Genomic DNA, 26,020 nt, shown 5'->3' with positions numbered 1-26,020 from the left:
TTATAACTATTATATCTCAGCACTATTTTTTTGTCTTACGGCATCCCTCATCCGCTCCTCTACACAATTAGATATGCAAGAATAGCAATTATTTTTTTGAAAAACAAAAAAACCAAGAAAATCACTCGAAAGTAATTTCCTTGGCTTCAACTATTTTGGTTTCAGTTGATTACTCGACTTAGTACCAGCCGTTTGATAACCAGAATGCTTTAGCAGCATCCCATGAACCGTAGCGTGATGATACATATTCATCAGCAACACGTTCTTGGTTAGCAGCTGAGTAGTCACCATTTAAGTATGATGAATCTAATTGGTAACGTCCGATGTAACGTCCGTTAGTAGCTGTATAAGAACCGCTTGATTCTCTTTGAGCGATCCATTCTTTTGCATCACTTGTTGAAGCTGCAGGAGCTGCTGGTGTTGCAACTACTGGTTCAACAGTTTCAACTGGTGCAACGTATGTATATTGTTGAGTTGCTTGTTCAGTTGCTGCTGTTTCTTGTTTAGTTTCAGTTTTTACTTCTGCTTTAGTTGAAACTTCGCCTGATGTTGGGATAGTTAATTCTTCACCAACGTAGATACGGTTAATATCAGAAATAGAATTTTTTTCTGCAATTGTGTTAATTAAAGAATTGTCACCTGCAAATTGTTGTGAAATTGTAGATAAAGTGTCACCTGATTTGACTGTATAAGTTTCGTCAGCATGAGCTTCTGTAGCTCCCACAAACATTGCAGCACCTGCAGCAAAAGTTGTTCCTAAAACGATCTTCTTCATTGAATTCATATATTAAACTCCCTCATGTCCTCTTAGTTTCTTTCAACGTCATTAACTTTAACATTTGAAAATATTTCATAGGTAAAAGAATGATGACATTTGATGACAAAATGACATTTTTTTTAATATTTGTAACATTTCACTAGTCTGCCCTCTCAGACTAAAGTCGTAGAAACCGTTGGTATCAAAGAAGAAAACATTTTCATCAACCCGTGTGTTTTTTCACAAAAACTCGACATTTTGTAACATTACAACGAAAATTTTAGAAGAAAAATGCATTTTTTTTTGCTAAAATAACGAATTTCAGTCAAAAAACAACAAAAACAGCAAAAAAGTCAGTAATTGTTACAACAATTACTGACTAAAAATGAATGAATTAGCAAAAATTAGGCAAATCCTTGCACTTTTGAGCTATTTCTGTTTTTTTCTCTGCTTCGTTTGTAAAATTTCGATTGCTTTTTCAAATTCTAGCTTCGCTTCTTCATCTGTTTCTTTCGCCAATGAGTCTTGCAGAACTGTTAACCATTCTTCTGGAGCTTTCGCACCCAAACGTCCGATTGCCCAAGCGGCCGTTCCACGAATCACTGGACGGACATCTTTGAGACAAGCAGCAATCTCCGGTAATGAGTCTCGATCACCGAGGTTTGCTAAGGCAATCAATGCATTTCGTTGAAGTGGCTTTTTCCCACGCCACGAACCAGCTAGATGACCAAATTGTTGCTTAAATTCTTTATTAGAAATAGAAAGCATTGGTTTTAGTTTAGGGTATACTTCATCAACTTTTGGCTCCATCTCCTCATGGAAATGAAAATCTTTCCCTTTATTATATGGGCAAACTAGCTGACAGATATCACAACCATAAATGACATTACGCATCTTTTTTCGATACTCTTCTGGCATCAACCCTTTTGTCTGGGTCTGATAAGACAAGCATCTTTGGGCATTCATTCGCCCATCTCCAAGCAGCGCTTTCGTCGGACAGCCGTCGATACAACGAGTACAATCTCCACAACCAAACATACCTGGTTCATCCGGTTCAAAAACAATATTTGTAACAATTTCACCTAAATAAACAAAAGAACCAAACTCTTCCGTAATCAGCAGACCATTGCGTCCAATAAAACCTAAGCCAGCTCGCTGTGCGACTGCTACATCAATCAACTCTCCTGTGTCTACTTGTGGAGCAAAGCGCCACTCTTCCTCTGCTTGCCACTGTTTTCCGCGTGTTGTAATAAATTCAATCAAACGATTTAAACGATCTCGCAGAATATCATGATAATCGATTCCCCAAGAAGCGCGGGCAAATTGCCCTCTTTTTTCATCTTTTGGGATTTCCTCATGAATTTTTGTGGGATATGCCAATGCAATTGAAATAATAGATTGAGGTTGATCAAATGTTTTTTCTGGATAAAGTCGTTCTTCAATTACTGGATGCTCAAAACCAGAAGTGTGCCCTGCGGCTTTTTGTTCTTCCAGTGATTCTCTCAAGTGATCAAAAGGCTCCGCAGTCGTGAACCCGATTTTATCAATACCCAAGCGTTTACTTTCGCGAATGATTTCTTCCTTTAAAGTCATAAATTTCCTCGCTTATTTCATTTTTCTTCTATATTAAGTAATAGATTATTGGTAGCAAGATTACCGGCTATATAATCCATAATATAATTTTTCTTTTTTTAATTGGACGAACTCAATTTGTTGATCAGCGACTTTCTTTTCCTTTAGCCAACGATTACGAGTAACAAAAACTTCCCAATAATTCGTTGAGATTAGCTTTTTTTTGTCATCCAATGCTTGGAAGAAGTTCCAAGAGACTGGTTTTGTATTCAACAATTGATGTAAACGTACTTGCTCTGTTTGAGGAAGTTCTGATAAATCTCGAGAGTATAACACATCTTCATGTAAGTTTTTTTGTTGCGTATAAGTAAATGTTTGTGGTATTTTTCCTGGTCGTGCTACTAACATCAACTGGTTATAATAGCTATTCATTAACTTACTGTGTGCAATAAATGAACTCTTATAATACGCTGCTTGGATTTTCTGAATAACATTTTCAGTACCAATGACAGAAAAAAGTGCTGGCCAAGCTTTCGTTTGAACTTCTTGATTTTGCTTGACTAAGACTCCTGGTATAAATCCAACTGCAGAAATGAAAACAAAGTAACCAATTCCGGCCGTTTCATCTAGTGGCTGAAACTCATCAAAAATCCACTTTCCAATGTAACGTTCTGGTTCAACTGCGTCATCTGTTGCATTCGCTATGAATAATTTTGCCATCTCGGTTTCAAGAAATTGAAGGTCTTGGTCTTTTTTAGTTGCTTCTTGTTGGTCAAGCAAACGAAAGACGTCTTCTTTAATTTGATGCTTATCTTTACGTGTGAAATTCATAGCTACACCTCTCCTTCTTACCCTTAACTATAACGGAAATCGAAAGAAAAAAACATTATTACACTAAAAAAACGCGAAAAAAAATTATGATCCAAAGTAACTAGCTCATTGAATTAAAAAAGAACTTTTCGAAGATGTTTTTTCTTTTTTCGAATAACTATCTGTCATTGATACTTCCTTTTGCTATCCATATACGAAAACAGAAAAAGGTTGAACTAAAACAAAAGAATGTTTTAGTTCAACCTTTTGGATAATGAATTTATTTTGATAACCCATCATGAATTGCTTCAATATTCCATTTCATCATTCCATAGTAAGAATCACCTGTTTCACCTGATTTGGCTACTGAATCTGTAAATAACTTTTCAGCGATAGGAACACCGGTTTCTTTCGATACACGTTCCATGCTCCGAGGATCGACACTCGACTCTACAAACAAACCAGGGACTTTTGACGCTTTGACTTGGTCAATAATTGCAGACATTTGATCGGGTGTTCCTTGACTTTCCGTATTGATTTCCCAAATGTAAGCAGCTGGTAATTGATACGCTTTTGAAAAATATTTAAATGCACCTTCACTGGTGACTAGTAACTTTTTCTCCTCACTGATCGTAGCAAATGACTCTTTTGCTTGTTGATCCAATGATTCAAGTTTTTTACGGTATTCTTGACTGTTTTTTTCATAAACTTCTTTATTCTCAGGATCTTTTTCGCTCAAAATTCGAGTGATTTCTTCAACATATTTGATTCCATTAGACACATCCAGCCATGCATGCGGGTCTGCCTGTGTTTCTTGACCAGCACTTGTTAAATAAAGGGGCTCTACTTCACGACTAACGGCAAAATAATCTTCATCTTCGACTTTTTTAGCAGTTTCCATCAAATTATTGAACCAACCATTCCCTGTTTCCAAATTCAGTCCATTATACAAGATAACTTTTGCATCACTAGCTTTTTTGATGTCTTCTGGTAAAACTTCATACTCATGTGGATCAGTTCCCACGGGCACGATACTATGAATCGTTACCTTGTCTTTTCCAACTTCTTTTGCCATGTCTGCCAGAATTGAATTTGTCGCAACAACAGTTAGTTTTCCATCTTTCGTTTGTTCTGATTTCTCGCTCTTTGTTGAGCAACCTACTAGGAAAATTCCTAGTGCGAATAACAAGATTAGTAATTTAGATTTCTTCATTTGTTTGCTCCTTTCTTTGAAACAAAATGCCTTTTGTTGGTGAAAATAAAAATGCTAGGGCAAAAAACACAGCTGATGCCAACACGATCGTTGCCCCTGAAGGTAAGTTATAACTGTAACTGAAAAATACACCCACGATTGCGCTCAACACACCAAAACTCGCAGATAAAGCAATCATTATAGATAAACGATTCGTTAACAAGTAGGCTGTTGCAGCTGGTGTAATCAACATGGCAATCACCAAGATTGTTCCAACTGTTTGGAGACTCACTACAGCAACTAAAGTTAAGAAGAACATCAATGCGTAATGAATAAATGTTGTGTTTAACCCATAGGCTTTTGCCATCATTGGATCAAAAGAAGTAATTTTCAATTCCTTATAAAAAATGAAAATAAATAATAAGACAACAGCACTAACGATTGCCGTGAGATATAAATCACTCTCACGAACAGCTAGAACATTACCAAATAGAATATGATAAAGATCAGTTGCACTTTGAGCAAAAGAGATAAGAATGATTCCTAATGCAAAAAATGAACTAAAAACAATCCCGATTGCCGTATCATTTTTTAAGCGACTCTTTTGTGTGACAAAACCAATCAATGCAGCAGTCAGCACACCAAAAGCAGTTGCGCCCAAAATATAACTAAACCCAAACATATAAGAAATTGCCACTCCGGGTAAAACTGCATGAGAAATTGCATCCCCCATCAGAGACATTCCGCGTAAAATAATAAATGAACCGATCACTCCTGAAGCTAATCCGACTAAAATAGATGTAATCAATGCATATTGTAAAAATTGATAATTGAATACCCCCTCAACAAATGACTGAATCATGCTTGTTCCCCCTTTACCAACTGACCAATTACTTCACCATAAGCTAACTGCAGATTATTTGAAGTAAAAGTTTCTTGAACCGTCCCAGCTGCAATCAGCTCACGATTTAATAAAATTACTTCATCAAAGTATTCAGTTACTTTATGCAAATCATGATGAACAATCAAAATTGTTTTGCCTTCTGCACGCAATTCTTGTAAAATCGAAAAAATCTTTTTCTCACTAACAGCATCGATTCCCACAAAGGGTTCATCTAAAAAGATCCATTCCGCACCCTGTGTCAATGCCCGTGCAATAAACACTCGTTGTAATTGACCACCAGATAGTTCACTGATTTGTCGATTAGCAAATTTTTCCATTCCGACTTTGACTAGCGCCTGTGTTGCTCGTTCTTTCTCCAGTTTTCCTGGTCTTTTTCCAATCCTTAGCGAAGGATACGTTCCAAGTAATACCACACCAAAAACATCAATTGGAAAAGATAGATCCATTGCACTTCGTTGTTCAACGTAAGCAATTTTTTTCCGAACCTCTTTTACAGATTGACCTGAAAACGTCACCGTACCAGAAGATTTGGGAATTAATTCTAACAAAGACTTCATAAAAGTTGATTTCCCCGCACCATTCGGTCCAATAATTCCTGTCATTTTTTCTGATTGAATCGTTAAAGATATATTTTTTAAAGCGATCTTTCCTTGGTACGCAACGGAAAGATTCTCTACGCTGATTGTTGGTTTCGCCATCCTAAGCACTCCTTTTTAGGTTTACCTAACTTTTTATTTAAAGATAGTTTAACTCATTAAGAAAACATTTTCAACAAAAAACTTTGCAATTAAATTAAATTTCTTCTCGCGTTTTTTGAATCCTTTCTGTAAAATCACATCAAGAGATTAATTTAATAACTGTTTTTATTTATCAATAATTTATTTTTTTGACTGATAAATTTAATCAAATGTGTTGGCTTATTCTCTAAATTATGAAAGGAGTTTTTGTATGGAAGAAGGAAAATTAAATCGAAGTCTTAGCGCACGTCATATTCGAATGATCGCGTTGGGAGGAACAATTGGCGTTGGATTGTTTATGGGTGCCTCTTCAACCATTCGCTGGACTGGTCCCTCTGTAATGATTGCCTATGCTGTTGCTGGCTTGTTTTTATACTTGATTATGCGTGCATTAGGCGAGATGCTTTACGTTGACCCTTCTACAGGTTCATTTGCTAATTACGCGAGTGATTACATCCATCCAGTTGCTGGTTACTTAACTGCTTGGAGCAATATCTTTCAGTATGTCGTAGTTGGAATTAGTGAAGTCATTGCCGTTGGCGAGTATATGAATTATTGGTGGCCAAATTTGCCAACCATCATTCCTGGTATCGCTGTGATACTTTTCTTGATGTTAGCTAACTTGTTTTCAGTAAAAGCCTTCGGTGAATTAGAATTTTGGTTTTCGATGATCAAAGTCGTAACGATCATTTTGATGATTGTGGCTGGTTTAGGCGTTATCTTCTTTGGCTTTGGCAATCATGGTCAACCTATTGGTATTTCAAATCTTTGGAAAAATGGTGGCTTCTTTACCGGTGGCGTGAAAGGTTTCTTTTTTGCTTTATCCATCGTGATAGCTTCTTATCAAGGAATTGAGTTAATCGGGATGACTGCTGGTGAAGCAAAAAATCCACAAAAAACAATCGTTGAAGCTGTTCAATCTACCATTGGACGCATTCTTATTTTTTATATTGGTGCTATTTTTATTATCGTAAGTATTTATCCATGGAATCAGCTTGGTGAAATCGGGTCCCCATTTGTTCAAACATTCGCGAAAATTGGGATTACTTTTGCCGCTGGATTGATTAACTTTGTGGTAATCACTGCTGCCTTATCTGGCTGTAACTCTGGTATTTTCAGCGCCAGTCGCATGATTTACACATTGGCAGTTAATGGAAAAATGTCGAAGCGTTTCTTAAAACTATCTCGTCATGGTGTTCCATTTTATCCCGTTGTTGCCATTTCAGGAGGTATCTTGATTGGTTTGGTCATCAATTATTTGCTACCAATGTTTGTTACTCACTCTGAAAATATTTTTGTCTTTGTTTATAGTTCAAGTATTTTACCAGGAATGATTCCTTGGATTGTCATTTTAATCAGTGAAATCAAATTCCGTAAAATCCACGCTGAACAAATGACAAAACATCCATTCAAAATGCCATTATCCCCTTACACCAATTATTTAACTTTAGCATTTTTAGCTATTATTCTTTGTTTCATGTTTATTAACCCTGAAACAAGAATTTCCTTGCTTATTGGGTTAGCCTTCTTGTTTTTAATGACGATTCATTACTTTCTTCGCGAAAAACGCTTGAAGAAAGCTTAAACAACAAAAAAACTGCGAGTCTGTTCTACTCTTGGAAAGGGGACCTTTCTAGAGTTAGTAACATCTCGCAGTTTTTTATTGCTTATTGCAATTGAAGTACAGCACCAGGCGTTAAGAAATAATCATCCATCGTCATTCCATTCAATGCTAAGATTGTTTCGACTGGTACACCTGTACGTTGTGCAACTTGATTGGGGCCTTCACCAGCTAATACAACAGTTGTTGCAGATTGATTCGTTGTAGTTTCTGACGTATCAGTCATTTGATTACTTGTTGTTTCAGCCGTTTGTTCGGTAGTTGAAGTCATTGTTTCTTCTGAGGTTGAACTACTTGTTTCCTGTTTGTTTGCTTCTTCAGCTTGCAGCGCACTACTCGTTCGTAAATAAATATCTGATATTTTTGCTACTTCAGTTGTGTATTTACTTGATAGCTGGTCAACCAAAGAATTAATATCGACAGTTGAGGAACTATCTGCTTGATGTGCAGCTTTTAATTTGCTGATTCCTTCATTTGAAATTGCTTGTAGTGCTAATGCTTTCTGATTAGCAATCGAAGATAATCCTGCAACCCCATTTTGATTTGATTGAATTTCTGTTTGATATTCATCAATCAATATTGGTGTTTGTTCAGTCAACTTCTCTGAGTAAGTCGTCAAAATCGTTTGTAGTTCATCTGCTGACTCTTTATCTGTGCTACTCGTTTCTGTTGATGATTTTGTTGAACTATCGGTTGTTTTTGTCGCTTTTTTACTTTGTTTTTTCTTCGCTTTTTTTTCATTTTTTTGCGTTGAAGAAACAGTTGTTTCAGGTGTTTCTTTGGCACTAGAAGTTGATTTTCCGAACTGCGTCAATCCCCAGACTGAGCCGCCAATCACCAAGACTGCTACCAAACAGGCACCAATAATCAACAATCTTTTTTGCATTCGTTGCTTTTGCTGACGCCTTCTAGACATCCGAACATTTTCATCTCGTTCATTTTTGTTTTTCAATAAGTTCACCACCAATAATTTATGTTAAAAATAGTGTTATGCCTTATCCTCATTGTAACAAATAACAATAGTTATGCACATTTTTTTCTTAAAATTTTCTAATCCTTTTTACCACTCACGATGATTCCATGATTTTCCATCAATTTCTCCCTGCAGTTGAGCGATGCGCTCGTCGCTTTCTTTGACTAATTTTTTCAATTCAAATAACAAAGCAGCATCCTCATAATGAACATTTTTTTCATTCAGCTCGTCAATTTGTTGCTGTAACCACTCACTACTCATTCATTTTCCTCCTTTAATTCACCCAGTGTGAAGGTCAAGTCTTCGATCATCTCCTGTTGTTCTTTTAAGCCATCTAGGAGATAGGATTTTTGCGGTTCTGAAAAATGCGTATTTTTTTCTATTTGTTCAAGAAACCAGTTGATTCGCTGAACAAGACTTGGTTTTCCAGTTAAAGAAAGATATTGCTGATAAGCAATTAAGCGTTCAAATCGTATCTCCGAAGTCTGATACATAAATTGTGCTAATACGAATGGAGGCAAATAATTCATTTGAAATTTGTGTGCAATTCGTTGATATGGTCGCAAAAATTCAGACAGCGTGAACTCTTCTTTTCCGCCTGCTTGATATTCTTTTTCTGCAACGCCAGTCGTTACTACAACACCAAAATCTTTTCCTTTTAGCACTTTACTTGCTTTAGCCAACACTGTGTCTTGCCATATTTTTAAATGTGCAGGTGCGCTATACCAATAAAGAGGAAATTGGAAAATGATTCGCTCGTGCGTTGCTAACAACGCTAATTCGTCATTTTGGTTGATTTCTCCGGCTGGATAGACAGATTCTAAATGATGCCATGTAATCGAAAGCGATTGAGATGCCTCTTTAAAAAATTGTTGATTCAATGATTCTTGAAGATTGGGATGGCTGACAATTACTAAGGTCTTCATCACGATTACGTCCTTTCTTCTTCGTACTGTTTCATAGTTTAGCATAACAAATAGACTTAGTTGATCATTATGCCTCAGCTTCAGCAAGACGTTTTTTACCCCACTCTTTTTTGATAGGTATATAATAAAATTATTAAAGCAAAGAGGCGAGAAATATGAAAACTGTAACAGCAAAAGAAATAGAAGATTATTTAACCAATCGTTTGGGTGGAATTAGCGTAATTGACATCCATATTGAATTTCCAAACGATCTTCAAGCATTTCATATTGAAGGTGAAAATGACTACTATCTCTTACAAGATGCCCAAAAAATGTATCATTTACTTGATGGGAAACGTGAGGAAAAATTAGTAGGAGAAGATCCCGAAAAATTTTTAGCGCATGTCATTCAACTAATTACCAATGAAGATACCACTGTCACTTACTAATCATTTAAGCTTGAAAATGATTTTCTCCTTATAAAAAAGTGCCGCAAAGACCTGAACAGATCTTTGCGGCACTTTTTTATTTCATTATTTTGAGGCACGTTTGATATAAGAACCTTCAGTTGTATTGATTTCTAATAACTCATCTACTTCAACAAAGTCAGGAACGTTGACAACTAAGCCAGTTTCCATTGTTGCTGGTTTACCTGAACCAGTTACTGTTGCACCTTTGATTGAAGGTTGTGTTTCAACAACACGTAAAACAACAGTTGTTGGTAATTGCACACCGATTACTTCGCTGCCGAAAAATTGAATTTTTACTTCCATATTTTCTAGGATGTATTTCATTTCTTCTTCAACTGTTTCAACAGGAATCTCATATTGTTCATATGTTTCTAGATCCATGAAGAACGCTGTGTCATCCATTGTATACAAGTATTGAACAGCTTTTGTATCAATGTGTGCTTTTTCAAATTTTTCTTCTGGGCGGAAAGTTGTATCATATGTTGCACCAGAACGAACATCTTTTAGTTTCATACGCATAACTGTATTTCCTTTACCAGGTTTGTGGTGACTTGCGTCTAAAACTTTAATTAATTTTCCATCTTGTACAAATGTCATACCGGCTTTTAAATCGCTTGCTGAAATCATTTAAATTGCTCCTTTTTTGTTTATCATCATCTTTTTTATTGTATCAAACAACAGTGGATAAGACTAGCAAATCTTCATTTTTATCTAGCAACACTTCTTCATTTGATTCTGTGATTCACTTTATCATGCACTCTATCCAATTATTCCTATCACTAAAAATCACCGAATACTTTGACTCTGACATTTTTTCATGCTATTTTTGATAAAAATATTACTGGAGGAACAGACATGATGAACACACAAAGTAACTTCAATCAATTGATTACTTGTTGTTGTATGGTGCAAAAAAGCAGCATACTATTTGCCGTGTCTATTAATTGCCCTTCATAATTTACGTGTACTCTCTGGAAAAGCACGAATAATTTATGATATCTAGGAGCTGATTTAATAGTCAGCTCCTTTTTTTATCGAATTTTTAGGAGGAAGCTATGATATTAACAACGATTCATGATTATATTGGTAAGACACCTTTATTTGAGTTTACGCATGATGCTTATGAAATACCAAAAGATTCAAAAATCTATGCGAAACTTGAATATTTGAATCCTGGAGGTAGCGTTAAAGATCGACTTGGTTTTTATTTGATTGAACAAGGTTTGAAAACTGGCAAGATCAACCAAGACACAACGATCATTGAGCCAACCGCTGGCAATACCGGAATTGGTTTAGCCTTAGCTGCTTTAAACTACCATTTAAAAACTATTTTTGTAGTACCAGAAAAGTTTAGTATTGAAAAACAACAACTTATGAAGGCACTAGGTGCAGAAATCATTCATACCCCTACTTCATTTGGAATGGTCGGTGCTATCAAAAAAAGTCAGGAGTTAGCAGCCAAATTAGAAAATGTTTATCTCCCAAAACAATTTGAAAATCCTGACAATCCAGCAACTTATTATCACACACTTGGACCAGAGTTGATTGACGAACTGGCAGGAAAAATAGATAGTTTCGTGGCTGGAATTGGTAGTGGTGGAACTTTTTCTGGCACAGCAAGTTATCTTAAAGAACAGATAAGTGATATTCGACTAATTGGTGTTGAACCCGAAGGCTCTATTTTGAATGGTGGCAAAGCAGCTTCTCATGAAATTGAAGGAATTGGTGTAGAATTTATTCCTCCGTTTATTGAGTCTTTGCCTATTACTCGTTTTGAAACTATCTCAGATGAGGAAGGATTCTATTACACGCGTGCTTTAGCTAAAAATCAAGGATTATTAGTTGGTAGTTCAAGTGGTGCCGCTTTTGCAGCATCCCTCAAAGAAGTGCAACAATTGCCTGCAGGAAGCACAATCGTAACCATCTTCCCTGATGCAAGTGATCGTTATCTGTCAAAAAATATTTATTTATAGGAGGAATAAAAATGCATATTCAAACAAAATTAATTCATGGTGGTATTAGTGAAGATCCAACAACGGGTGCTGTTAGTGTTCCAATTTATCAAACCTCAACTTACCGGCAAAACGGTGTTGGTCAACCAAAAAAATACGAGTATTCTCGTTCAGGTAATCCAACCCGATTTGCATTAGAAGAACTAATTGCAGACCTTGAAGGTGGAATCCAAGGCTTTGCTTTCTCATCAGGATTGGCAGGAATCCATACAGTTTTATCACTGTTTGAACCTGGTGACCATATCTTACTCGGTGATGATGTTTATGGCGGAACTTTTCGATTAGTTGATAAAGTATTTTCTAAAATCGGTTTAGAATACACAATTATTGATACAAGTGATCTTAAACAAATTGAGCAAGCGATTCAACCAAACACAAAGGCACTTTATCTTGAAACACCAAGTAATCCACTCCTTAAAATTACTGATCTAAAAACTAGTCTTGCCATCGCAAAAAAACATAATCTATTAACAATCGTTGACAATACATTTGCGACACCTTATTTCCAACAGCCATTGGCACTTGGCGCAGATATCATTGTTCACAGTGGTACGAAATATCTTGGTGGACACAGTGATGTTGTTGCTGGTTTAGTCACCACTAATAAAGCAGACTTAGCGGAAAAAATTGGCTTTTTACAAAATGCGATGGGTGCAGTCTTAGGCCCTCAGGATAGTTGGCTAATCCAACGTGGGATCAAAACGCTAAGTGTGCGAATGGAAGCACATCAAAAAAATGCTTTAGCAGTAGCAACTTTTCTTGAGAATCATCCAGCTGTTGAAACTGTTTATTATCCTGGACTAACAAGTCATCCAAACTATCAGATTGCAAAAACACAAATGAGTGGTTTTAGTGGTATGGTCTCTTTTGACTTAAAAGAAGATGCAAAAGCAGTACCTTTTGTTGAATCATTAAAATTATTTATTCTAGCAGAAAGCTTAGGTGGCGTAGAAAGTCTAGTTGAGGTTCCTTCGATTATGACTCATGCTTCTATTCCAAAAGATAAACGTGAAAAAGCAGGAATCAAAGATGGGTTGATTCGTCTTTCTGTAGGTATCGAACATATAGATGATTTATTAGCAGACTTAACCCAAGCCTTAGATAAAATGGAAAGTACTAAATAAATTTCTTCATTTATAGAAATAAGGTTAAAAATCAAAGATGTACCTATAACTTATTCTAAATAAATGTTAGAATTTAGCTATCACTACTGAACAAAAAATGAATCGAGGTAACTTACATGAAAATGAATGTTGAAAGTTTCAATCTAGACCACACAAAAGTAAAAGCACCTTATATCCGTGTTGCTGATCGCAAAACTGGTGAAAATGGTGACATGATCATTAAATATGATGTCCGCTTCAAACAACCAAACAAAGAGCATATGGAGATGCCAAGCTTACATTCACTTGAACATTTAACAGCTGAACTAATTCGTAATCATGCTGACTACATTGTGGATTGGTCGCCGATGGGCTGCCAAACAGGTTTTTACCTAACTGTGCTGAATCATGAAAGTTATGACGATGTACTAGATGTTTTAGAAAAAACAATGAAGGACGTTCTTGAAGCTACTGAAGTACCCGCAAGCAATGAAACACAATGTGGTTGGGCTGCAAGTCACACTTTAGAGGGTGCGCAAGCACTAGCACGTGAATTCTTAGCAAAACGCGATGAATGGTCTGACGTCTTTGCATAATTTAACTAAAAAAACTGAGAGCTTTTAAACAAGCTTCTCAGTTTTTTTGTTCTATAATAAGTGTGTACTTACTCAATTAGTAAAGGAGAATTTTTATGACAGTTTATGATTTTGATGCAACTTTGGAAAATGGAACTACTTACTCTCTAAACGACTACCAGAATCATCCAATGATTATCGTTAATACTGCAACCAAATGTGGACTTGCTCCACAATTTGAGCAGCTTGAACAACTTTACACTACCTATAAAGAAAAAGGATTAGTCGTTTTAGGCTTTCCTTCCAACCAATTTAAACAAGAACTGGATTCTGCTGAAGAAGCGGCGCAAGCTTGTCGAACTACTTATGGTGTTTCATTTCCAATGCATCAATTAGTCGAATTAAATGGAGCAGCTGCTGATCCTTTATTCGCCTATTTGAAGGAAAATGCACCTGGTACAATGACTAACGCAATTAAATGGAATTTCACCAAATTTTTAATTGATAAAGATGGAACTGTCATCAAACGCTTTGCACCACAGACTTCTCCTGAAAAGATGATTGATGATATCGAAAAGCTTCTTGCTGAATAGTAAAAAGAATACAAAAAAACAGATGAGCTTAATCACTCATCTGTTTTTTACCGTTGCGTGGCGACGTCCTACTCTCACAAGGGGCAACCCCTCACTACAATCGGCGCTAAGAAGCTTAACTTCTGTGTTCGGCATGGTTACAGGTGTATCCTTCTCGCTATCGCCACCACACTGTGGTGTTATCTTATTGAGTTTGCTTTTTGCTCACTCAAAACTGGATTTGAAGTAATCTCAACTCTACCGAGTTTTTTTCTTTTACCATTCTTGGTTAAGTCCTCGATCGATTAGTATCAGTCCGCTCCATACATCACTGTACTTCCACTTCTGACCTATCTACCTGATCATCTCTCAGGGATCTTACTTTCTTAAAGAAATGGGAAATCTCATCTTGAGGTGGGCTTCACACTTAGATGCTTTCAGCGTTTATCCCTTCCCTACATAGCTACCCAGCAATGCCCTTGGCAGAACAACTGGTACACCAGCGGTAAGTCCATCCCGGTCCTCTCGTACTAAGGACAGCTCCTCTCAAATTTCCAACGCCCGCGACGGATAGGGACCGAACTGTCTCACGACGTTCTGAACCCAGCTCGCGTGCCGCTTTAATGGGCGAACAGCCCAACCCTTGGGACCGACTACAGCCCCAGGATGCGACGAGCCGACATCGAGGTGCCAAACCTCCCCGTCGATGTGGACTCTTGGGGGAGATAAGCCTGTTATCCCCAGGGTAGCTTTTATCCGTTGAGCGATGGCCCTTCCATGCGGAACCACCGGATCACTAAGCCCGACTTTCGTCCCTGCTCGACTTGTTGGTCTCGCAGTCAAGCTCCCTTCTGCCTTTACACTCTTCGAATGATTTCCAACCATTCTGAGGGAACCTTTGGGCGCCTCCGTTACCTTTTAGGAGGCGACCGCCCCAGTCAAACTGCCCATCTGACACTGTCTCCCACCACGATTAGTGGTGCGGGTTAGAGTGGCCATAACGCAGGGGTAGTATCCCACCAGCGCCTCCATCGAAACTAGCGTTCCGATTTCTACGGCTCCTACCTATCCTGTACATGCGGTACAGACACTCAATATCAAACTACAGTAAAGCTCCATGGGGTCTTTCCGTCCTGTCGCGGGTAACCTGCATCTTCACAGGTACTAAAATTTCACCGAGTCTCTCGTTGAGACAGTGCCCAAATCGTTACGCCTTTCGTGCGGGTCGGAACTTACCCGACAAGGAATTTCGCTACCTTAGGACCGTTATAGTTACGGCCGCCGTTTACTGGGGCTTCAATTCGTACCTTCGCTTACGCTAAGCACTCCTCTTAACCTTCCAGCACCGGGCAGGCGTCAGCCCCTATACTTCATCTTACGATTTTGCAGAGACCTGTGTTTTTGATAAACAGTCGCTTGGGCCTATTCACTGCGGCTGATCTGACGATCAGCACCCCTTCTCCCGAAGTTACGGGGTCATTTTGCCGAGTTCCTTAACGAGAGTTCTCTCGCTCACCTTAGGATTCTCTCCTCGACTACCTGTGTCGGTTTGCGGTACGGGCCGTTGTTTTCTCACTAGAAGCTTTTCTTGGCAGTGTGACATCAGGAACTTCGGTACTATTATTTCCCTCCCCATCACAGCTTGTCCTTAAAAGATTAAGCATTTGACTCAACCTAAGACTTACTGCTTGGACAGACATTTCCAATCGTCTGCATTCCTTAGCCTCCTGCGTCCCTCCATTGCTCAAACAAAAACAACGGGTACAGGAATATCAACCTGTTATCCATCGCCTACGCCTTTCGGCCTCGGCTTAGGTCCCGACTAACCCTGGGCGGACGAGCCTTCCCCAGGAAACCTTAGTCATTCGGTGGACAGGATTCTCACCTGTCTTTCGCTACTCATACCGGCATTCTCACTTCTAAGCGCTCCAGCAGTCCTCACGATCTACCTTCAACGCCCTTAGAACGCTCTCCTACCATAACACCATAGGTGTTATCCACAGCTTCGGTAATATGTTTAGCCCCGGTACATTTTCGGCGCAGGGTCACTCGACTAGTGAGCTATTACGCACTCTTTAAATGGTGGCTGCTTCTGAGCCAACATCCTAGTTGTCTGTGCAACCCCACATCCTTTTCCACTTAACATATATTTTGGGACCTTAGCTGGTGGTCTGGGCTGTTTCCCTTTCGACTATGGATCTTATCACTCACAGTCTGACTCCCGGATATGAATGAATGGCATTCGGAGTTTATCTGAATTCGGTAACCCGAGATGGGCCCCTAGTCCAAACAGTGCTCTACCTCCATCATTCTCAATTCCGAGGCTAGCCCTAAAGCTATTTCGGAGAGAACCAGCTATCTCCAAGTTCGTTTGGAATTTCTCCGCTACCCACACCTCATCCCCGCACTTTTCAACGTACGTGGGTTCGGTCCTCCAGTGCGTTTTACCGCACCTTCAACCTGGACATGGGTAGATCACATGGTTTCGGGTCTACGACTACATACTCAAACGCCCTATTCAGACTCGCTTTCGCTACGGCTCCGTCTCTTCGACTTAACCTCGCATGCAATCGTAACTCGCCGGTTCATTCTACAAAAGGCACGCCATCACCCATTAACGGGCTTTGACTTGTTGTAGGCACACGGTTTCAGGTTCTATTTCACTCCCCTTCCGGGGTGCTTTTCACCTTTCCCTCACGGTACTGGTTCACTATCGGTCACTAGGGAGTATTTAGCCTTGGGAGATGGTCCTCCCGGATTCCGACGGAATTCCTCGTGTTCCGCCGTACTCAGGATCCTCCTAGGTGTCTTCCAAATTTCATCTACGGGGTTTTTACCCTCTTTGACTGACTTTTCCAAGTCATTCGACTATCTGAAAAAACTACCATATCGGAGTCCTACAACCCCAACAAGCAAGCTTGTTGGTTTGGGCTTTTCCCGTTTCGCTCGCCGCTACTCAGGGAATCGAATTTTCTTTCTCTTCCTGCAGGTACTTAGATGTTTCAGTTCTCTGCGTCTACCTCAAATATGCTATGTATTCACATATTTGTAACATCCTATAAAAGATGCTGGGTTCCCCCATTCGGAAATCTCTGGATCATAGCTTACGTACAGCTCCCCAAAGCATATCGGTGTTAGTCCCGTCCTTCATCGGCTCCTAGTGCCAAGGCATCCACCGTGCGCCCTTATTCACTTAACCTTATCAACCTTACGGTTGGGTTTTGACATCATTTCTAGCGATAGAAACTAGTCAAGAAAAATAAGCAATTGAACTTATTAAAAAACTCATTCAACGCGGTGTTCTCGGTTTGTTTTGATCTTACTTCAAATATCCAGTTTTCAATGAACAAAGTGTTTTGAGAGTAAACCTCTCAAAACTGAACAAAGTAATGATGACAAACGTGTGTAGTCTCCGTAATATTCCTTAGAAAGGAGGTGATCCAGCCGCACCTTCCGATACGGCTACCTTGTTACGACTTCACCCCAATCATCTATCCCACCTTAGGCGGCTGGCTCCAAAAAGGTTACCTCACCGACTTCGGGTGTTACAAACTTTCGTGGTGTGACGGGCGGTGTGTACAAGGCCCGGGAACGTATTCACCGCGGCGTGCTGATCCGCGATTACTAGCGATTCCGGCTTCATGTAGGCGAGTTGCAGCCTACAATCCGAACTGAGAGAAGCTTTAAGAGATTAGCTTAGCCTCGCGACTTCGCGACTCGTTGTACTTCCCATTGTAGCACGTGTGTAGCCCAGGTCATAAGGGGCATGATGATTTGACGTCATCCCCACCTTCCTCCGGTTTGTCACCGGCAGTCTTGCTAGAGTGCCCAACTAAATGATGGCAACTAACAATAAGGGTTGCGCTCGTTGCGGGACTTAACCCAACATCTCACGACACGAGCTGACGACAACCATGCACCACCTGTCACTTTGCCCCCGAAGGGGAAGCTCTATCTCTAGAGTGGTCAAAGGATGTCAAGACCTGGTAAGGTTCTTCGCGTTGCTTCGAATTAAACCACATGCTCCACCGCTTGTGCGGGCCCCCGTCAATTCCTTTGAGTTTCAACCTTGCGGTCGTACTCCCCAGGCGGAGTGCTTAATGCGTTAGCTGCAGCACTGAAGGGCGGAAACCCTCCAACACTTAGCACTCATCGTTTACGGCGTGGACTACCAGGGTATCTAATCCTGTTTGCTCCCCACGCTTTCGAGCCTCAGCGTCAGTTACAGACCAGAGAGTCGCCTTCGCCACTGGTGTTCCTCCATATATCTACGCATTTCACCGCTACACATGGAATTCCACTCTCCTCTTCTGCACTCAAGTCTCCCAGTTTCCAATGACCCTCCCCGGTTGAGCCGGGGGCTTTCACATCAGACTTAAGAAACCGCCTGCGCTCGCTTTACGCCCAATAAATCCGGACAACGCTTGCCACCTACGTATTACCGCGGCTGCTGGCACGTAGTTAGCCGTGGCTTTCTGGTTAGATACCGTCAAGGGATGAACAGTTACTCTCATCCTTGTTCTTCTCTAACAACAGAGTTTTACGATCCGAAAACCTTCTTCACTCACGCGGCGTTGCTCGGTCAGACTTTCGTCCATTGCCGAAGATTCCCTACTGCTGCCTCCCGTAGGAGTTTGGGCCGTGTCTCAGTCCCAATGTGGCCGATCACCCTCTCAGGTCGGCTATGCATCGTGGCCTTGGTGAGCCGTTACCTCACCAACTAGCTAATGCACCGCGGGTCCATCCATCAGCGACACCCGAAAGCGCCTTTCAAATCAAAACCATGCGGTTTCGATTGTTATACGGTATTAGCACCTGTTTCCAAGTGTTATCCCCTTCTGATGGGCAGGTTACCCACGTGTTACTCACCCGTTCGCCACTCCTTTTCTTTCGGTGGAGCAAGCTCCGGTGAAAGAAAAAGCGTACGACTTGCATGTATTAGGCACGCCGCCAGCGTTCGTCCTGAGCCAGGATCAAACTCTCATAATAAAAGTTAGAACAATCTTTCGATTGTTAAGCTCAATTTGTTTGCTAGCATATTGCTTGCTGTTTAAAAATGTTTGTTGTCTTGAATTGAATCAAGACGCCCTACACATTTGGTTTGTCTTACTTTGTTCAGTTTTCAAAGGTCTACTTGAATTGCCGTAGCAACTTTTATATCATATCAGAGCGACGTTTGAATGTCAACTCTTTTTTACAAAAAGTTTTTTTGATTTCGTTTGAGAAATCTTTCAGCAACTCATTTATCATATCGCATCGTTTGTTATTTGTCAAGAACTTTTTTGAAGTTTTTCTTGATGAAATCAAGCTTCATAAGCAGTCCTTTTTAAACGACTTAGTTATCTTATCATGTGATAATCCACATGTCAACAACTATTTTTCATGTTATTTACGAAAGTTTCATGAATGTTACTTTCGCAACAACGGGAATAAATATATCATGTAATTTTTTACCTGTCAATAAGTATCAATATATTTTTTTAACCAAAGATAAAGATCTTGATATACCACCTTTTGATTGATTTCATTAAGTAATTCGTGGCGTGCTTCTTCATATAGCAAAAGTGTTAATTGACTAGTAGTATATTCTTTCACTACTTGGACAAAAGTTTGAACACCACGGCCATTCGCACCTACTGGATCCTTCGCTCCCGAAACAACTAACATTGGAAGATGATCTGGAATCCGTTGTACTTCATCACGGCTACAAGCTTGTCTAACTAATCGGAATAGCTCTTTATAAGAAGACGCTGTAAAAATAAATTGCGTTCTAGGGTCCAGTAAATACTTATCCACCTCTATTTCATCACGCGTAAGCCAATCTTTTGAAGTTCTTGCAGGTTCAAATTGTCGATTAAACCCGCCAAATGCTAATTGATCTAGAAATTTTGAACGATACATTGCTCCGCGAATAGTGACGATTGTCGAAGCCATTAATTCAGCAACTGTCATCTCTTTGGGATTGTGCCACCCAGTCCCCATAATAATTACACCGGAAAAATTCGTCTCAAACTGTGCCAAATAATTTCTTACCAAAAAAGAACCCATACTATGACCAAAAATAAAATGTGGGAGTGTTGGATATTGTTCACTAATTTTTTCATTTACTGTATGAATATCTGAAAGTAAGAGTTCTGAACCATTTTCATCTGCAAAATGGCCAAAATGTTCCTTTGATTGAATAGACTGGCCGTGTCCCAAGTGGTCATGCCCTACCACAATAATCCCATTTTTATTAAGATAATCAGCGAATAGATCATAACGTTCGATAAATTCAACCATCCCATGAACAATCTGTAAAGTGGCTACGGGCTGTTGCTCAGGATACCAACAGCTTACTTCCACCATAGTCTTTCCATCAGCAGATAGAAACTGTACTTGCTTTTTCATATTAAAAACGCCTCGCTTTTTTCTTTTATTCTATATAACGTTACTCAGATAGCGTTACTTACTATTTTATCTTAGCAATCATGGTTAACTAATCAACAGTTAACTATAAAGATACCTTAAAGTGATTGCAAGCGTTGTTCCTTACCTCTATATAACATTCAATAATATTCAATTTTAGAAACATCAAAAAAGAGTAGACACGATTACGTCCTACTCTTCACTCAAATTTATTCATGAACAACTAACTGTTCTAATAATTGTTCATCATAGCCAATAAATAAAACATCATCAATAATAATCAGCGGACGTCTCAAGACTTCTGTGTGCTCTCTACAAAGTGAAATCAACTGAGAATTTTGTAAATTTGATAGATCCACCTGCATTTTGAGAAATGCTTCGGACCAAGTAGCAAACAATTGAGTTGCTTGGACTTCTTTAAAGCTACATAGTTCTTTGGCGTCCTGTATACTCAATGCTGTTTTTTCTAAGTCAATAAATTGATAAGCTAAACGATGATTTTCTAACCACTTTTTAGCTTTCAAACAAGTCAAGCAATCTTTTGATCCAAATACTTTTATTCTCACAGGACCTCCCTCTTTCTTTTAATTGGCTAAGAGTTCAACGTGCCATAATTTTGCAAATAAATCAGATTTCGTTCAACACAACGAATTTTTCTAGGAACAAATGAGCGAATTTCATCCTCATTAAAACCAATCAGAATTCTCTTTTCATCAATTAAGATAGGGCGACGAATCAGCGAAGGGTACTCTTTAAACAAAACAATCATTTGTTTAAGCGTTAATTCATTGAAATCCAAACACAATTTTTCATAAATTTTTGACCGAGTGGAAATAATATCCTCAACCCCGCCTTCAGTTGCTGCTAGAATTTCTTTAATCTCTTCTTCAAGTAACGGATCGACAAAAATGTTTTTTTCTTCAAACTCAAGTTGATTCGTTTGCAACCATGCTCTAGCCTTACGACAAGAAGTACAACTAGGTGAGGTATATACTTTTATCATTTTCTCACTCCTCTTTAATTATAATCCCATTTTAACTGAATTATTTCAAAAAGACCAATCATTCGCTAAGTGAACTAAAAAAATTGTGCCACAATTATCAATTGCGGCACAATTTTTTAGTTATTTCCTGAGTTGAATACCAGACTCTTTAATAAAACGAGATGGCTTTAATTGCCGAGTTCCTTTCATTTGCGGTACACACAAATACAGGCGATTTCGAGCTCTGGTCATCGCCACATAAAATAAGCGGCGTTCTTCTTCAATCGTTGTCACAGGTTCTATCTTGATTTGTTCCGACGACACGGCTCCTTTTTCTGCAGCGCCGTTATGTGGCAACGCGCCTTCGTTACAGCCAATCAAGAAAACATTTCTGTAACTCAATCCTTTACTTTTATGAATACTTTGAATACATAACGCATCTAGCTTTCCTTGTCGATAAGCAATCAATCGTGTTTTCAGTTGCTTTGCTTGCGATTGAATTGATTTTTCTAACTCTATCAATTGCAACAATGTCGGTTGTTTTTTGATTTCTTCTATTAACCAATCGCGCTCACTTTGTTCGAGTTCTTTTTTTGCTCGCGGAAGATTCATGAATAATTGCCAAAACTGGTACATGTTTTTTCTTGGTTGCTGCGTAAATCCTTGTAATTCTTTTACTAATTGCTCAATTTCTTTTTGCCGTGATTTTAATGAGGGTTTCATCTGAACAATGTACGCAGTTAGGTCGGTATCTGACTGTTTTTGAGAGAAGAAACGATCACATTCCGACTTTTTCAAATAACAGTTAATCATGATTTGTCTCAAAATTTGTTGGTAACTTTGCTCTTTTTTCTGACTAGTTGTTGCTCTGTGCCAGTCAAGAAATCTTCTATATAACTGTTGAAAGTTTCGTACACCAAAAATTCCTTCATATGGTGCATCTGCTTCAAGGACAAACGGAATGTCCGTTTGCAAAAGATTCTGTACCAATCTTTGTGTTTGCGAAAGTGAACGGTACAAAATAATAGATTCTTTGTATTTACCTTTCTGTTTGATAAATGTTTGAACCTGGCGAATCACCCACTGGCTTTCTGCTTGAAGATCCTTAAAAGAAATTGCCTCCATAACACCTGCTTCTTTTTGTGCAGGAATCATAGCTTTGGGAATACGATCCCCCTTATTGTAGCTAATCAATCGGTTTGCGCCTTGAACAATTGCGGCACGAGAACGGTAATTCGTTAGTAAGAAGAGTGTTTCAGTCGGATATTCTTGTTCAAATTCTTTGATGTAGGCTGGCTCTGATCCACGAAAACCATAAATACTTTGATCGTCATCTCCGACTACGACTAGCTTGATGTTTGTTCCTTTAGTAATCAATTTTACGACCGCCCATTGCAGAGGATTCGTATCTTGAAACTCATCAATAAATAAAAAATCATATTTCTTGCCAACAAACTGTCGAACATTTTCGTCAAGTAAAGCTTCTTTTAGATTTTGCAAAATATCATTAAAATCAGCCAGATGTTGTTGCTGTTTTAACTCCTTTAGCTCCGTCATCAACAGACCGATGCGTTCAGAAAGTGGTTGATTTGCATTTTTTTCTATTCCATCAAACTTTTCTTTCACCAAATGGATAATTTCTTCTTGCGATAGATTCATGTTTTGCCAATAATCTAAACGCGCTGGCAAATTTTTCTCACCATACTGATCAAAAGAATAAAGATTATATTTACGAATCAATTGCTGTAAAATCGCTCCAATTTTTTGACCAGAATCTTTTGAAAAGTCTCCATGAATACCTTGCATTGCAATGTCTGGGAATTCCTTACAAATTTCATTATAAAGACGAAAGAAAATACTATGGAATGTTCCGATATGTACCGCTGTTTTATGTTGGCTAAAATTATCCACTCTTTTTTTCAATTCATTCGCTGCGTTCCGCGTAAACGTAATCATCAAAATTCGCTGCTCGGCAACTTGTTTTTGTGTCATTAAGTAGACGGCTTTTGCACAAATCGTTTGCGTCTTACCGCTACCAGCGCCAGCAATAATACGAAGATTTTTTTCCATGTCATACGTAATTGCAGCTTTTTGTTCTTGGTTAAACTGATTATAAGAGCGTTTTTCCATCATTTTAAAAAACGAATCATCCACTCTTTCAGCTGGCTGATCTTCTTCAATTAATCCTGGTGCTTCCCCATAAGCAGCCTCATAACTAGCAATTATCTCTTCTTGTAATCGAAAGATTTGTTGAAGTTTGTGATATCTGTTCTTCCAAGACTTCAGCTCATTTTTTAACCGCAACATTTCCTTTTCATTTAGCTGAGTAATCAGTGCCACCAACTTTCTTTTTCAAAATTTTCTTATTTATCGTGTCATTCTTGTTTTCTTTATACTACCAGACCTTTATTGAAAATGAAACGCCGTTATCCAATCACTTTGTTTCAGAAAACTTATCATGTTTTTCGGAAAATTATGCTAAGATAGAGGAAACTACATCAGTAAAATAATAATTGAAGGTGGAAAAATCATGCGTACTTCGTTTCACGAGGATCGTACTATCGGACTGTTACTAACATTTATCGGCGGTGCAATGGATAGTTATACTTACATTCATTACGATGTCTTTGCTTCTGCACAAACTGGTAATATTATTCTGGCAATTATTCAAGCCTTTGATGGCGAATGGATTAGCTTTGGAAAAAAAGTGCTATCAACTCTTTTCTTTTTTCTTGGTATTTTATTGACCAAGTTTTTGATTGATTATTTTCGAAAGCGGGAAAAACATTTTTGGCGATTATTTGTTCTTTACTACGAAGCCCTGATTTTTTTCCTCGTTAGCTTAAGAATAATCAACATTCATCCCTCACTTGTAACAGTTTTGATTGCTTTTACAGCTGCAATCCAATGGGTGTCATTCGATAAAATCAATGGACGTGCCTATACAAATCTTTTTACAACCGGAAATTTGAAAGGTGTGGCAACCAATCTTTATGATTTTTTGATTTCAAAAGAAAAATCTGATTTTGATCAATTTTTTCACTTCCTCACAGTTGTACTAGCATTCATTTTAGGCGCTATCGTTTCTGTTTTTTGTTATCATTTATTTGGTGCTCAAGCTATTTTATTAGTGTCGTTTCTCTTTTTGGCAATGGCACTCAGCCAAACATTCCAGCTTTGGCGCTTTTTCAGAACCAATAAATATCCACTTTGATCAATTGGACTACAATAATTAATTCAAAAGGACGCAACAAAGAAAAAACATCTTTGTCGCGTCCTTTTTCTTATTTATTTTTTGTAAGAAAAAATTCCCTTTGCTTCTGGAACTGTGGTTGTATACCGAATTTTTTCTTTCATTGCTGTCTCGCTCATCTCTTTAGCTTGTGCTTTAATTGTTTGAACGATTTGTTCGCCACATTCTGGTTCTGCCACAAAATCATAACGATCTCCGTCAATCACAAGCTTTGGACAGACATCAAACGCATCAAACCATTCCTCATAACGGCGATTTAATTCTTGATAATAAGAAAACAACTCAGGATTTTGTTCGATTTGTTCATATTCTCGTCCGCGCTTTTTGATACGCTCAAGCATTGTTTCAAAAGAAACTCGAATATAAACTAATAAATCAGGCTTCTTCTGCGGCGCGATGTCTTCTAGTTCATTTAACATCGTTTCAAGTAATCCTTGATATTGCTCGACTTCTACCTGTGACACTCGGCCCAAATCTGCGTTTAAATGAAACAGTAAACTGTCTTCGTAAATAGATCGATCTAACACGTTATCATCATGACAAAATGCATCTTTAATTGCTAAAAAACGTTTATTTAAAAAGAAAATTTGTAATAAAAAAGTGTACTTTTCTGGGTTTGAGTAGAACAAAGGCAAGACTTCGTTGTCCTCAACATTTTCATAAAATGGCTTAGTGTCTAAGTTTTGCGCTAACATTTCTGTTAATGTACTTTTCCCAGCTCCGATAGTTCCCGCAACAATAATCACAATTATCGGCATCCTTCCTTTTATAAATTCTGCTTCTCATTTTACCACAAAAAAAGACTGAACTTTTCAATAGTTAATAACAATTTTTCTGCTATTTTTTGAAAGGTTAGTCTTTTTAATTATTAATTACAAAATTGAACTATTGGAAAACAACTAGTTCCTGTTTACTTAGTTATTTTCGATTAAAGCGTTCGATTTGCGAACAATCAGTTGCCATTGTAGATTATCGGCTGTTTCTGTTTCATCTGTTGCACATTTCGTTACGCGAATCATTACACTATTTTCATATATTTTTTCGATTTTCCCTTTGACTGGTGATTCAAACAAATCCGAATGAAATTCATAAGTTTCGCCTACTTCAAATAATTGTTCATTTTCCATAAGAATACCTCCATCACCTTTTATCAGGTTAGTACTTTTTTAACATA

Annotated in this window: 23 protein-coding genes and 3 rRNA genes; 7 read left to right on the top strand and 19 right to left on the bottom strand. The window is 38.4% G+C overall.

What is annotated here, in order from left to right:
- Positions 1 to 178 precede the first annotated feature (178 nt).
- The 6 genes from IGJ66_RS02055 to IGJ66_RS02030 form a co-directional block, all read right to left on the bottom strand.
- A complete protein-coding gene (locus tag IGJ66_RS02055) occupies positions 179 to 784 on the bottom strand; it encodes a LysM peptidoglycan-binding domain-containing protein (protein ID WP_067485361.1) in 606 nt (201 codons plus the stop codon).
- 402 nt (positions 785 to 1,186) lie between these two features.
- A complete protein-coding gene (gene queG / locus IGJ66_RS02050; RefSeq protein ID WP_430616753.1) occupies positions 1,187 to 2,350 on the bottom strand; it encodes a tRNA epoxyqueuosine(34) reductase QueG in 1,164 nt (387 codons plus the stop codon).
- A gap of 60 nt (positions 2,351 to 2,410) precedes the next feature.
- A complete protein-coding gene (locus IGJ66_RS02045) occupies positions 2,411 to 3,160 on the bottom strand; it encodes a hypothetical protein (RefSeq protein ID WP_071868768.1) in 750 nt (249 codons plus the stop codon).
- A 259-nt stretch (positions 3,161 to 3,419) separates the two neighbouring features.
- A complete protein-coding gene (locus IGJ66_RS02040; protein ID WP_271015366.1) occupies positions 3,420 to 4,352 on the bottom strand; it encodes a metal ABC transporter substrate-binding protein in 933 nt (310 codons plus the stop codon).
- Positions 4,339 to 5,193 carry a metal ABC transporter permease gene (locus IGJ66_RS02035; RefSeq protein ID WP_071868767.1) on the bottom strand — a complete coding sequence of 285 codons (855 nt, stop codon included), beginning with the start codon at positions 5,191 to 5,193 and terminating at the stop codon, positions 4,339 to 4,341. The genes IGJ66_RS02040 and IGJ66_RS02035 overlap by 14 nt, the downstream gene beginning before the upstream one ends.
- On the bottom strand, positions 5,190 to 5,933 hold the full coding sequence (locus tag IGJ66_RS02030) for a metal ABC transporter ATP-binding protein (RefSeq protein ID WP_086270586.1): 744 nt from the start codon (positions 5,931 to 5,933) through the stop codon (positions 5,190 to 5,192). Before IGJ66_RS02030 ends, IGJ66_RS02035 begins: the two co-directional genes overlap by 4 nt.
- Before the next feature lie 250 nt (positions 5,934 to 6,183).
- On the opposite strand from IGJ66_RS02030, the gene IGJ66_RS02025 reads away from it, so the two are divergent.
- Positions 6,184 to 7,557, top strand: a complete 1,374-nt coding sequence (locus tag IGJ66_RS02025) for an amino acid permease (RefSeq protein ID WP_067485379.1) — start codon at positions 6,184 to 6,186, stop codon at positions 7,555 to 7,557.
- Between the two features lie 82 nt (positions 7,558 to 7,639).
- Here IGJ66_RS02025 and IGJ66_RS02020 read toward each other — a convergent pair whose 3' ends face one another.
- The 3 genes from IGJ66_RS02020 to IGJ66_RS02010 form a co-directional block, all read right to left on the bottom strand.
- A complete protein-coding gene (locus IGJ66_RS02020; protein WP_086270584.1) occupies positions 7,640 to 8,545 on the bottom strand; it encodes a peptidoglycan-binding protein LysM in 906 nt (301 codons plus the stop codon).
- A 108-nt stretch (positions 8,546 to 8,653) separates the two neighbouring features.
- Positions 8,654 to 8,827, bottom strand: coding sequence for a hypothetical protein (locus tag IGJ66_RS02015; protein ID WP_169819325.1), 174 nt, complete (start codon positions 8,825 to 8,827; stop codon positions 8,654 to 8,656).
- Positions 8,824 to 9,492, bottom strand: coding sequence for an NAD(P)H-dependent oxidoreductase (locus tag IGJ66_RS02010; RefSeq protein WP_067485382.1), 669 nt, complete (start codon positions 9,490 to 9,492; stop codon positions 8,824 to 8,826). Before IGJ66_RS02010 ends, IGJ66_RS02015 begins: the two co-directional genes overlap by 4 nt.
- A gap of 155 nt (positions 9,493 to 9,647) precedes the next feature.
- On the opposite strand from IGJ66_RS02010, the gene IGJ66_RS02005 reads away from it, so the two are divergent.
- A complete protein-coding gene (locus IGJ66_RS02005; RefSeq protein ID WP_071868765.1) occupies positions 9,648 to 9,920 on the top strand; it encodes a hypothetical protein in 273 nt (90 codons plus the stop codon).
- 84 nt (positions 9,921 to 10,004) lie between these two features.
- On the opposite strand, the gene efp is transcribed toward IGJ66_RS02005, so the two are convergent.
- Positions 10,005 to 10,568, bottom strand: coding sequence for an elongation factor P (gene efp, locus IGJ66_RS02000; protein WP_067485388.1), 564 nt, complete (start codon positions 10,566 to 10,568; stop codon positions 10,005 to 10,007).
- Positions 10,569 to 10,996: 428 nt separating this feature from the next.
- Here efp and IGJ66_RS01995 point away from each other — a divergent pair, with 428 nt between their 5' ends.
- The 4 genes from IGJ66_RS01995 to IGJ66_RS01980 all read left to right on the top strand — a co-directional run bounded on the left by IGJ66_RS01995 (position 10,997) and on the right by IGJ66_RS01980 (position 14,224).
- Positions 10,997 to 11,914, top strand: a complete 918-nt coding sequence (locus IGJ66_RS01995; protein WP_430616752.1) for a PLP-dependent cysteine synthase family protein — start codon at positions 10,997 to 10,999, stop codon at positions 11,912 to 11,914.
- An 11-nt stretch (positions 11,915 to 11,925) separates the two neighbouring features.
- Positions 11,926 to 13,077: a cystathionine gamma-synthase gene (locus tag IGJ66_RS01990; protein WP_095803409.1), complete on the top strand. Its 1,152-nt coding sequence runs from the start codon at positions 11,926 to 11,928 to the stop codon at positions 13,075 to 13,077.
- 116 nt (positions 13,078 to 13,193) lie between these two features.
- On the top strand, positions 13,194 to 13,652 hold the full coding sequence (locus tag IGJ66_RS01985) for an S-ribosylhomocysteine lyase (protein ID WP_067485396.1): 459 nt from the start codon (positions 13,194 to 13,196) through the stop codon (positions 13,650 to 13,652).
- A gap of 95 nt (positions 13,653 to 13,747) precedes the next feature.
- Entirely contained in the window at positions 13,748 to 14,224 is a 477-nt protein-coding gene (locus IGJ66_RS01980) for a glutathione peroxidase (RefSeq protein ID WP_067485398.1), read from the top strand.
- A gap of 55 nt (positions 14,225 to 14,279) precedes the next feature.
- Here the strand turns inward: IGJ66_RS01980 and rrf are convergent.
- The 7 genes from rrf to IGJ66_RS01945 form a co-directional block, all read right to left on the bottom strand.
- Positions 14,280 to 14,395, bottom strand: a 5S ribosomal RNA gene (rrf, locus tag IGJ66_RS01975).
- A gap of 93 nt (positions 14,396 to 14,488) precedes the next feature.
- Positions 14,489 to 17,402: ribosomal RNA gene (locus IGJ66_RS01970) — 23S ribosomal RNA — on the bottom strand.
- A gap of 229 nt (positions 17,403 to 17,631) precedes the next feature.
- A 16S ribosomal RNA gene (locus tag IGJ66_RS01965) occupies positions 17,632 to 19,192 on the bottom strand.
- Together the 16S, 23S and 5S rRNA genes form the textbook arrangement of a ribosomal RNA operon.
- A gap of 468 nt (positions 19,193 to 19,660) precedes the next feature.
- Complete coding sequence (locus IGJ66_RS01960; RefSeq protein WP_430616751.1) at positions 19,661 to 20,593, bottom strand: alpha/beta fold hydrolase; 933 nt, start codon at positions 20,591 to 20,593, stop codon at positions 19,661 to 19,663.
- 227 nt (positions 20,594 to 20,820) lie between these two features.
- Positions 20,821 to 21,177: a Spx/MgsR family RNA polymerase-binding regulatory protein gene (locus tag IGJ66_RS01955; protein WP_067481360.1), complete on the bottom strand. Its 357-nt coding sequence runs from the start codon at positions 21,175 to 21,177 to the stop codon at positions 20,821 to 20,823.
- 26 nt (positions 21,178 to 21,203) lie between these two features.
- Entirely contained in the window at positions 21,204 to 21,614 is a 411-nt protein-coding gene (gene spx, locus IGJ66_RS01950; protein ID WP_075492039.1) for a transcriptional regulator Spx, read from the bottom strand.
- A gap of 120 nt (positions 21,615 to 21,734) precedes the next feature.
- Positions 21,735 to 23,900, bottom strand: coding sequence for an ATP-dependent helicase (locus IGJ66_RS01945; RefSeq protein WP_430617011.1), 2,166 nt, complete (start codon positions 23,898 to 23,900; stop codon positions 21,735 to 21,737).
- Positions 23,901 to 24,123: 223 nt separating this feature from the next.
- Here IGJ66_RS01945 and IGJ66_RS01940 point away from each other — a divergent pair, with 223 nt between their 5' ends.
- Positions 24,124 to 24,807 (top strand): YoaK family protein, encoded by a 684-nt coding sequence (locus IGJ66_RS01940; protein ID WP_071868625.1) that lies wholly within the window; start codon positions 24,124 to 24,126, stop codon positions 24,805 to 24,807.
- Between the two features lie 74 nt (positions 24,808 to 24,881).
- On the opposite strand, the gene IGJ66_RS01935 is transcribed toward IGJ66_RS01940, so the two are convergent.
- Together IGJ66_RS01935 and IGJ66_RS01930 are read right to left on the bottom strand one after the other, a co-directional pair.
- Positions 24,882 to 25,604: a deoxynucleoside kinase gene (locus tag IGJ66_RS01935; RefSeq protein WP_067481366.1), complete on the bottom strand. Its 723-nt coding sequence runs from the start codon at positions 25,602 to 25,604 to the stop codon at positions 24,882 to 24,884.
- A 156-nt stretch (positions 25,605 to 25,760) separates the two neighbouring features.
- Complete coding sequence (locus IGJ66_RS01930; RefSeq protein ID WP_067481368.1) at positions 25,761 to 25,973, bottom strand: hypothetical protein; 213 nt, start codon at positions 25,971 to 25,973, stop codon at positions 25,761 to 25,763.
- Between the last annotated feature and the right edge of the window lie 47 nt (positions 25,974 to 26,020).

The organism is Enterococcus sp. DIV0176, from assembly GCF_050528535.1.
GTDB classification, from domain to species: domain Bacteria; phylum Bacillota; class Bacilli; order Lactobacillales; family Enterococcaceae; genus Enterococcus_B; species Enterococcus_B thailandicus.
Note: the sequence above shows the minus strand (reverse complement) of the source record. Positions and strands in the feature narration are given on the sequence as shown.

What these genes read in the sequence shown, in the direction of transcription:
- IGJ66_RS02055 (WP_067485361.1), bottom strand. Translation starts at nt 784, where the DNA reads ATGAATTCAATGAAGAAGATCGTTTTAGGAACAACTTTTGCTGCAGGT.
- queG (WP_430616753.1), bottom strand. Translation starts at nt 2,350, where the DNA reads ATGACTTTAAAGGAAGAAATCATTCGCGAAAGTAAACGCTTGGGTATT.
- IGJ66_RS02045 (WP_071868768.1), bottom strand. Translation starts at nt 3,160, where the DNA reads ATGAATTTCACACGTAAAGATAAGCATCAAATTAAAGAAGACGTCTTT.
- IGJ66_RS02040 (WP_271015366.1), bottom strand. Translation starts at nt 4,352, where the DNA reads ATGAAGAAATCTAAATTACTAATCTTGTTATTCGCACTAGGAATTTTC.
- IGJ66_RS02035 (WP_071868767.1), bottom strand. Translation starts at nt 5,193, where the DNA reads ATGATTCAGTCATTTGTTGAGGGGGTATTCAATTATCAATTTTTACAA.
- IGJ66_RS02030 (WP_086270586.1), bottom strand. Translation starts at nt 5,933, where the DNA reads ATGGCGAAACCAACAATCAGCGTAGAGAATCTTTCCGTTGCGTACCAA.
- IGJ66_RS02025 (WP_067485379.1), top strand. Translation starts at nt 6,184, where the DNA reads ATGGAAGAAGGAAAATTAAATCGAAGTCTTAGCGCACGTCATATTCGA.
- IGJ66_RS02015 (WP_169819325.1), bottom strand. Translation starts at nt 8,827, where the DNA reads ATGAGTAGTGAGTGGTTACAGCAACAAATTGACGAGCTGAATGAAAAA.
- IGJ66_RS02010 (WP_067485382.1), bottom strand. Translation starts at nt 9,492, where the DNA reads ATGAAGACCTTAGTAATTGTCAGCCATCCCAATCTTCAAGAATCATTG.
- IGJ66_RS02005 (WP_071868765.1), top strand. Translation starts at nt 9,648, where the DNA reads ATGAAAACTGTAACAGCAAAAGAAATAGAAGATTATTTAACCAATCGT.
- efp (WP_067485388.1), bottom strand. Translation starts at nt 10,568, where the DNA reads ATGATTTCAGCAAGCGATTTAAAAGCCGGTATGACATTTGTACAAGAT.
- IGJ66_RS01995 (WP_430616752.1), top strand. Translation starts at nt 10,997, where the DNA reads ATGATATTAACAACGATTCATGATTATATTGGTAAGACACCTTTATTT.
- IGJ66_RS01990 (WP_095803409.1), top strand. Translation starts at nt 11,926, where the DNA reads ATGCATATTCAAACAAAATTAATTCATGGTGGTATTAGTGAAGATCCA.
- IGJ66_RS01985 (WP_067485396.1), top strand. Translation starts at nt 13,194, where the DNA reads ATGAAAATGAATGTTGAAAGTTTCAATCTAGACCACACAAAAGTAAAA.
- IGJ66_RS01980 (WP_067485398.1), top strand. Translation starts at nt 13,748, where the DNA reads ATGACAGTTTATGATTTTGATGCAACTTTGGAAAATGGAACTACTTAC.
- IGJ66_RS01960 (WP_430616751.1), bottom strand. Translation starts at nt 20,593, where the DNA reads ATGAAAAAGCAAGTACAGTTTCTATCTGCTGATGGAAAGACTATGGTG.
- spx (WP_075492039.1), bottom strand. Translation starts at nt 21,614, where the DNA reads ATGATAAAAGTATATACCTCACCTAGTTGTACTTCTTGTCGTAAGGCT.
- IGJ66_RS01945 (WP_430617011.1), bottom strand. Translation starts at nt 23,900, where the DNA reads ATGTTGCGGTTAAAAAATGAGCTGAAGTCTTGGAAGAACAGATATCAC.
- IGJ66_RS01940 (WP_071868625.1), top strand. Translation starts at nt 24,124, where the DNA reads ATGCGTACTTCGTTTCACGAGGATCGTACTATCGGACTGTTACTAACA.
- IGJ66_RS01935 (WP_067481366.1), bottom strand. Translation starts at nt 25,604, where the DNA reads ATGCCGATAATTGTGATTATTGTTGCGGGAACTATCGGAGCTGGGAAA.
- IGJ66_RS01930 (WP_067481368.1), bottom strand. Translation starts at nt 25,973, where the DNA reads ATGGAAAATGAACAATTATTTGAAGTAGGCGAAACTTATGAATTTCAT.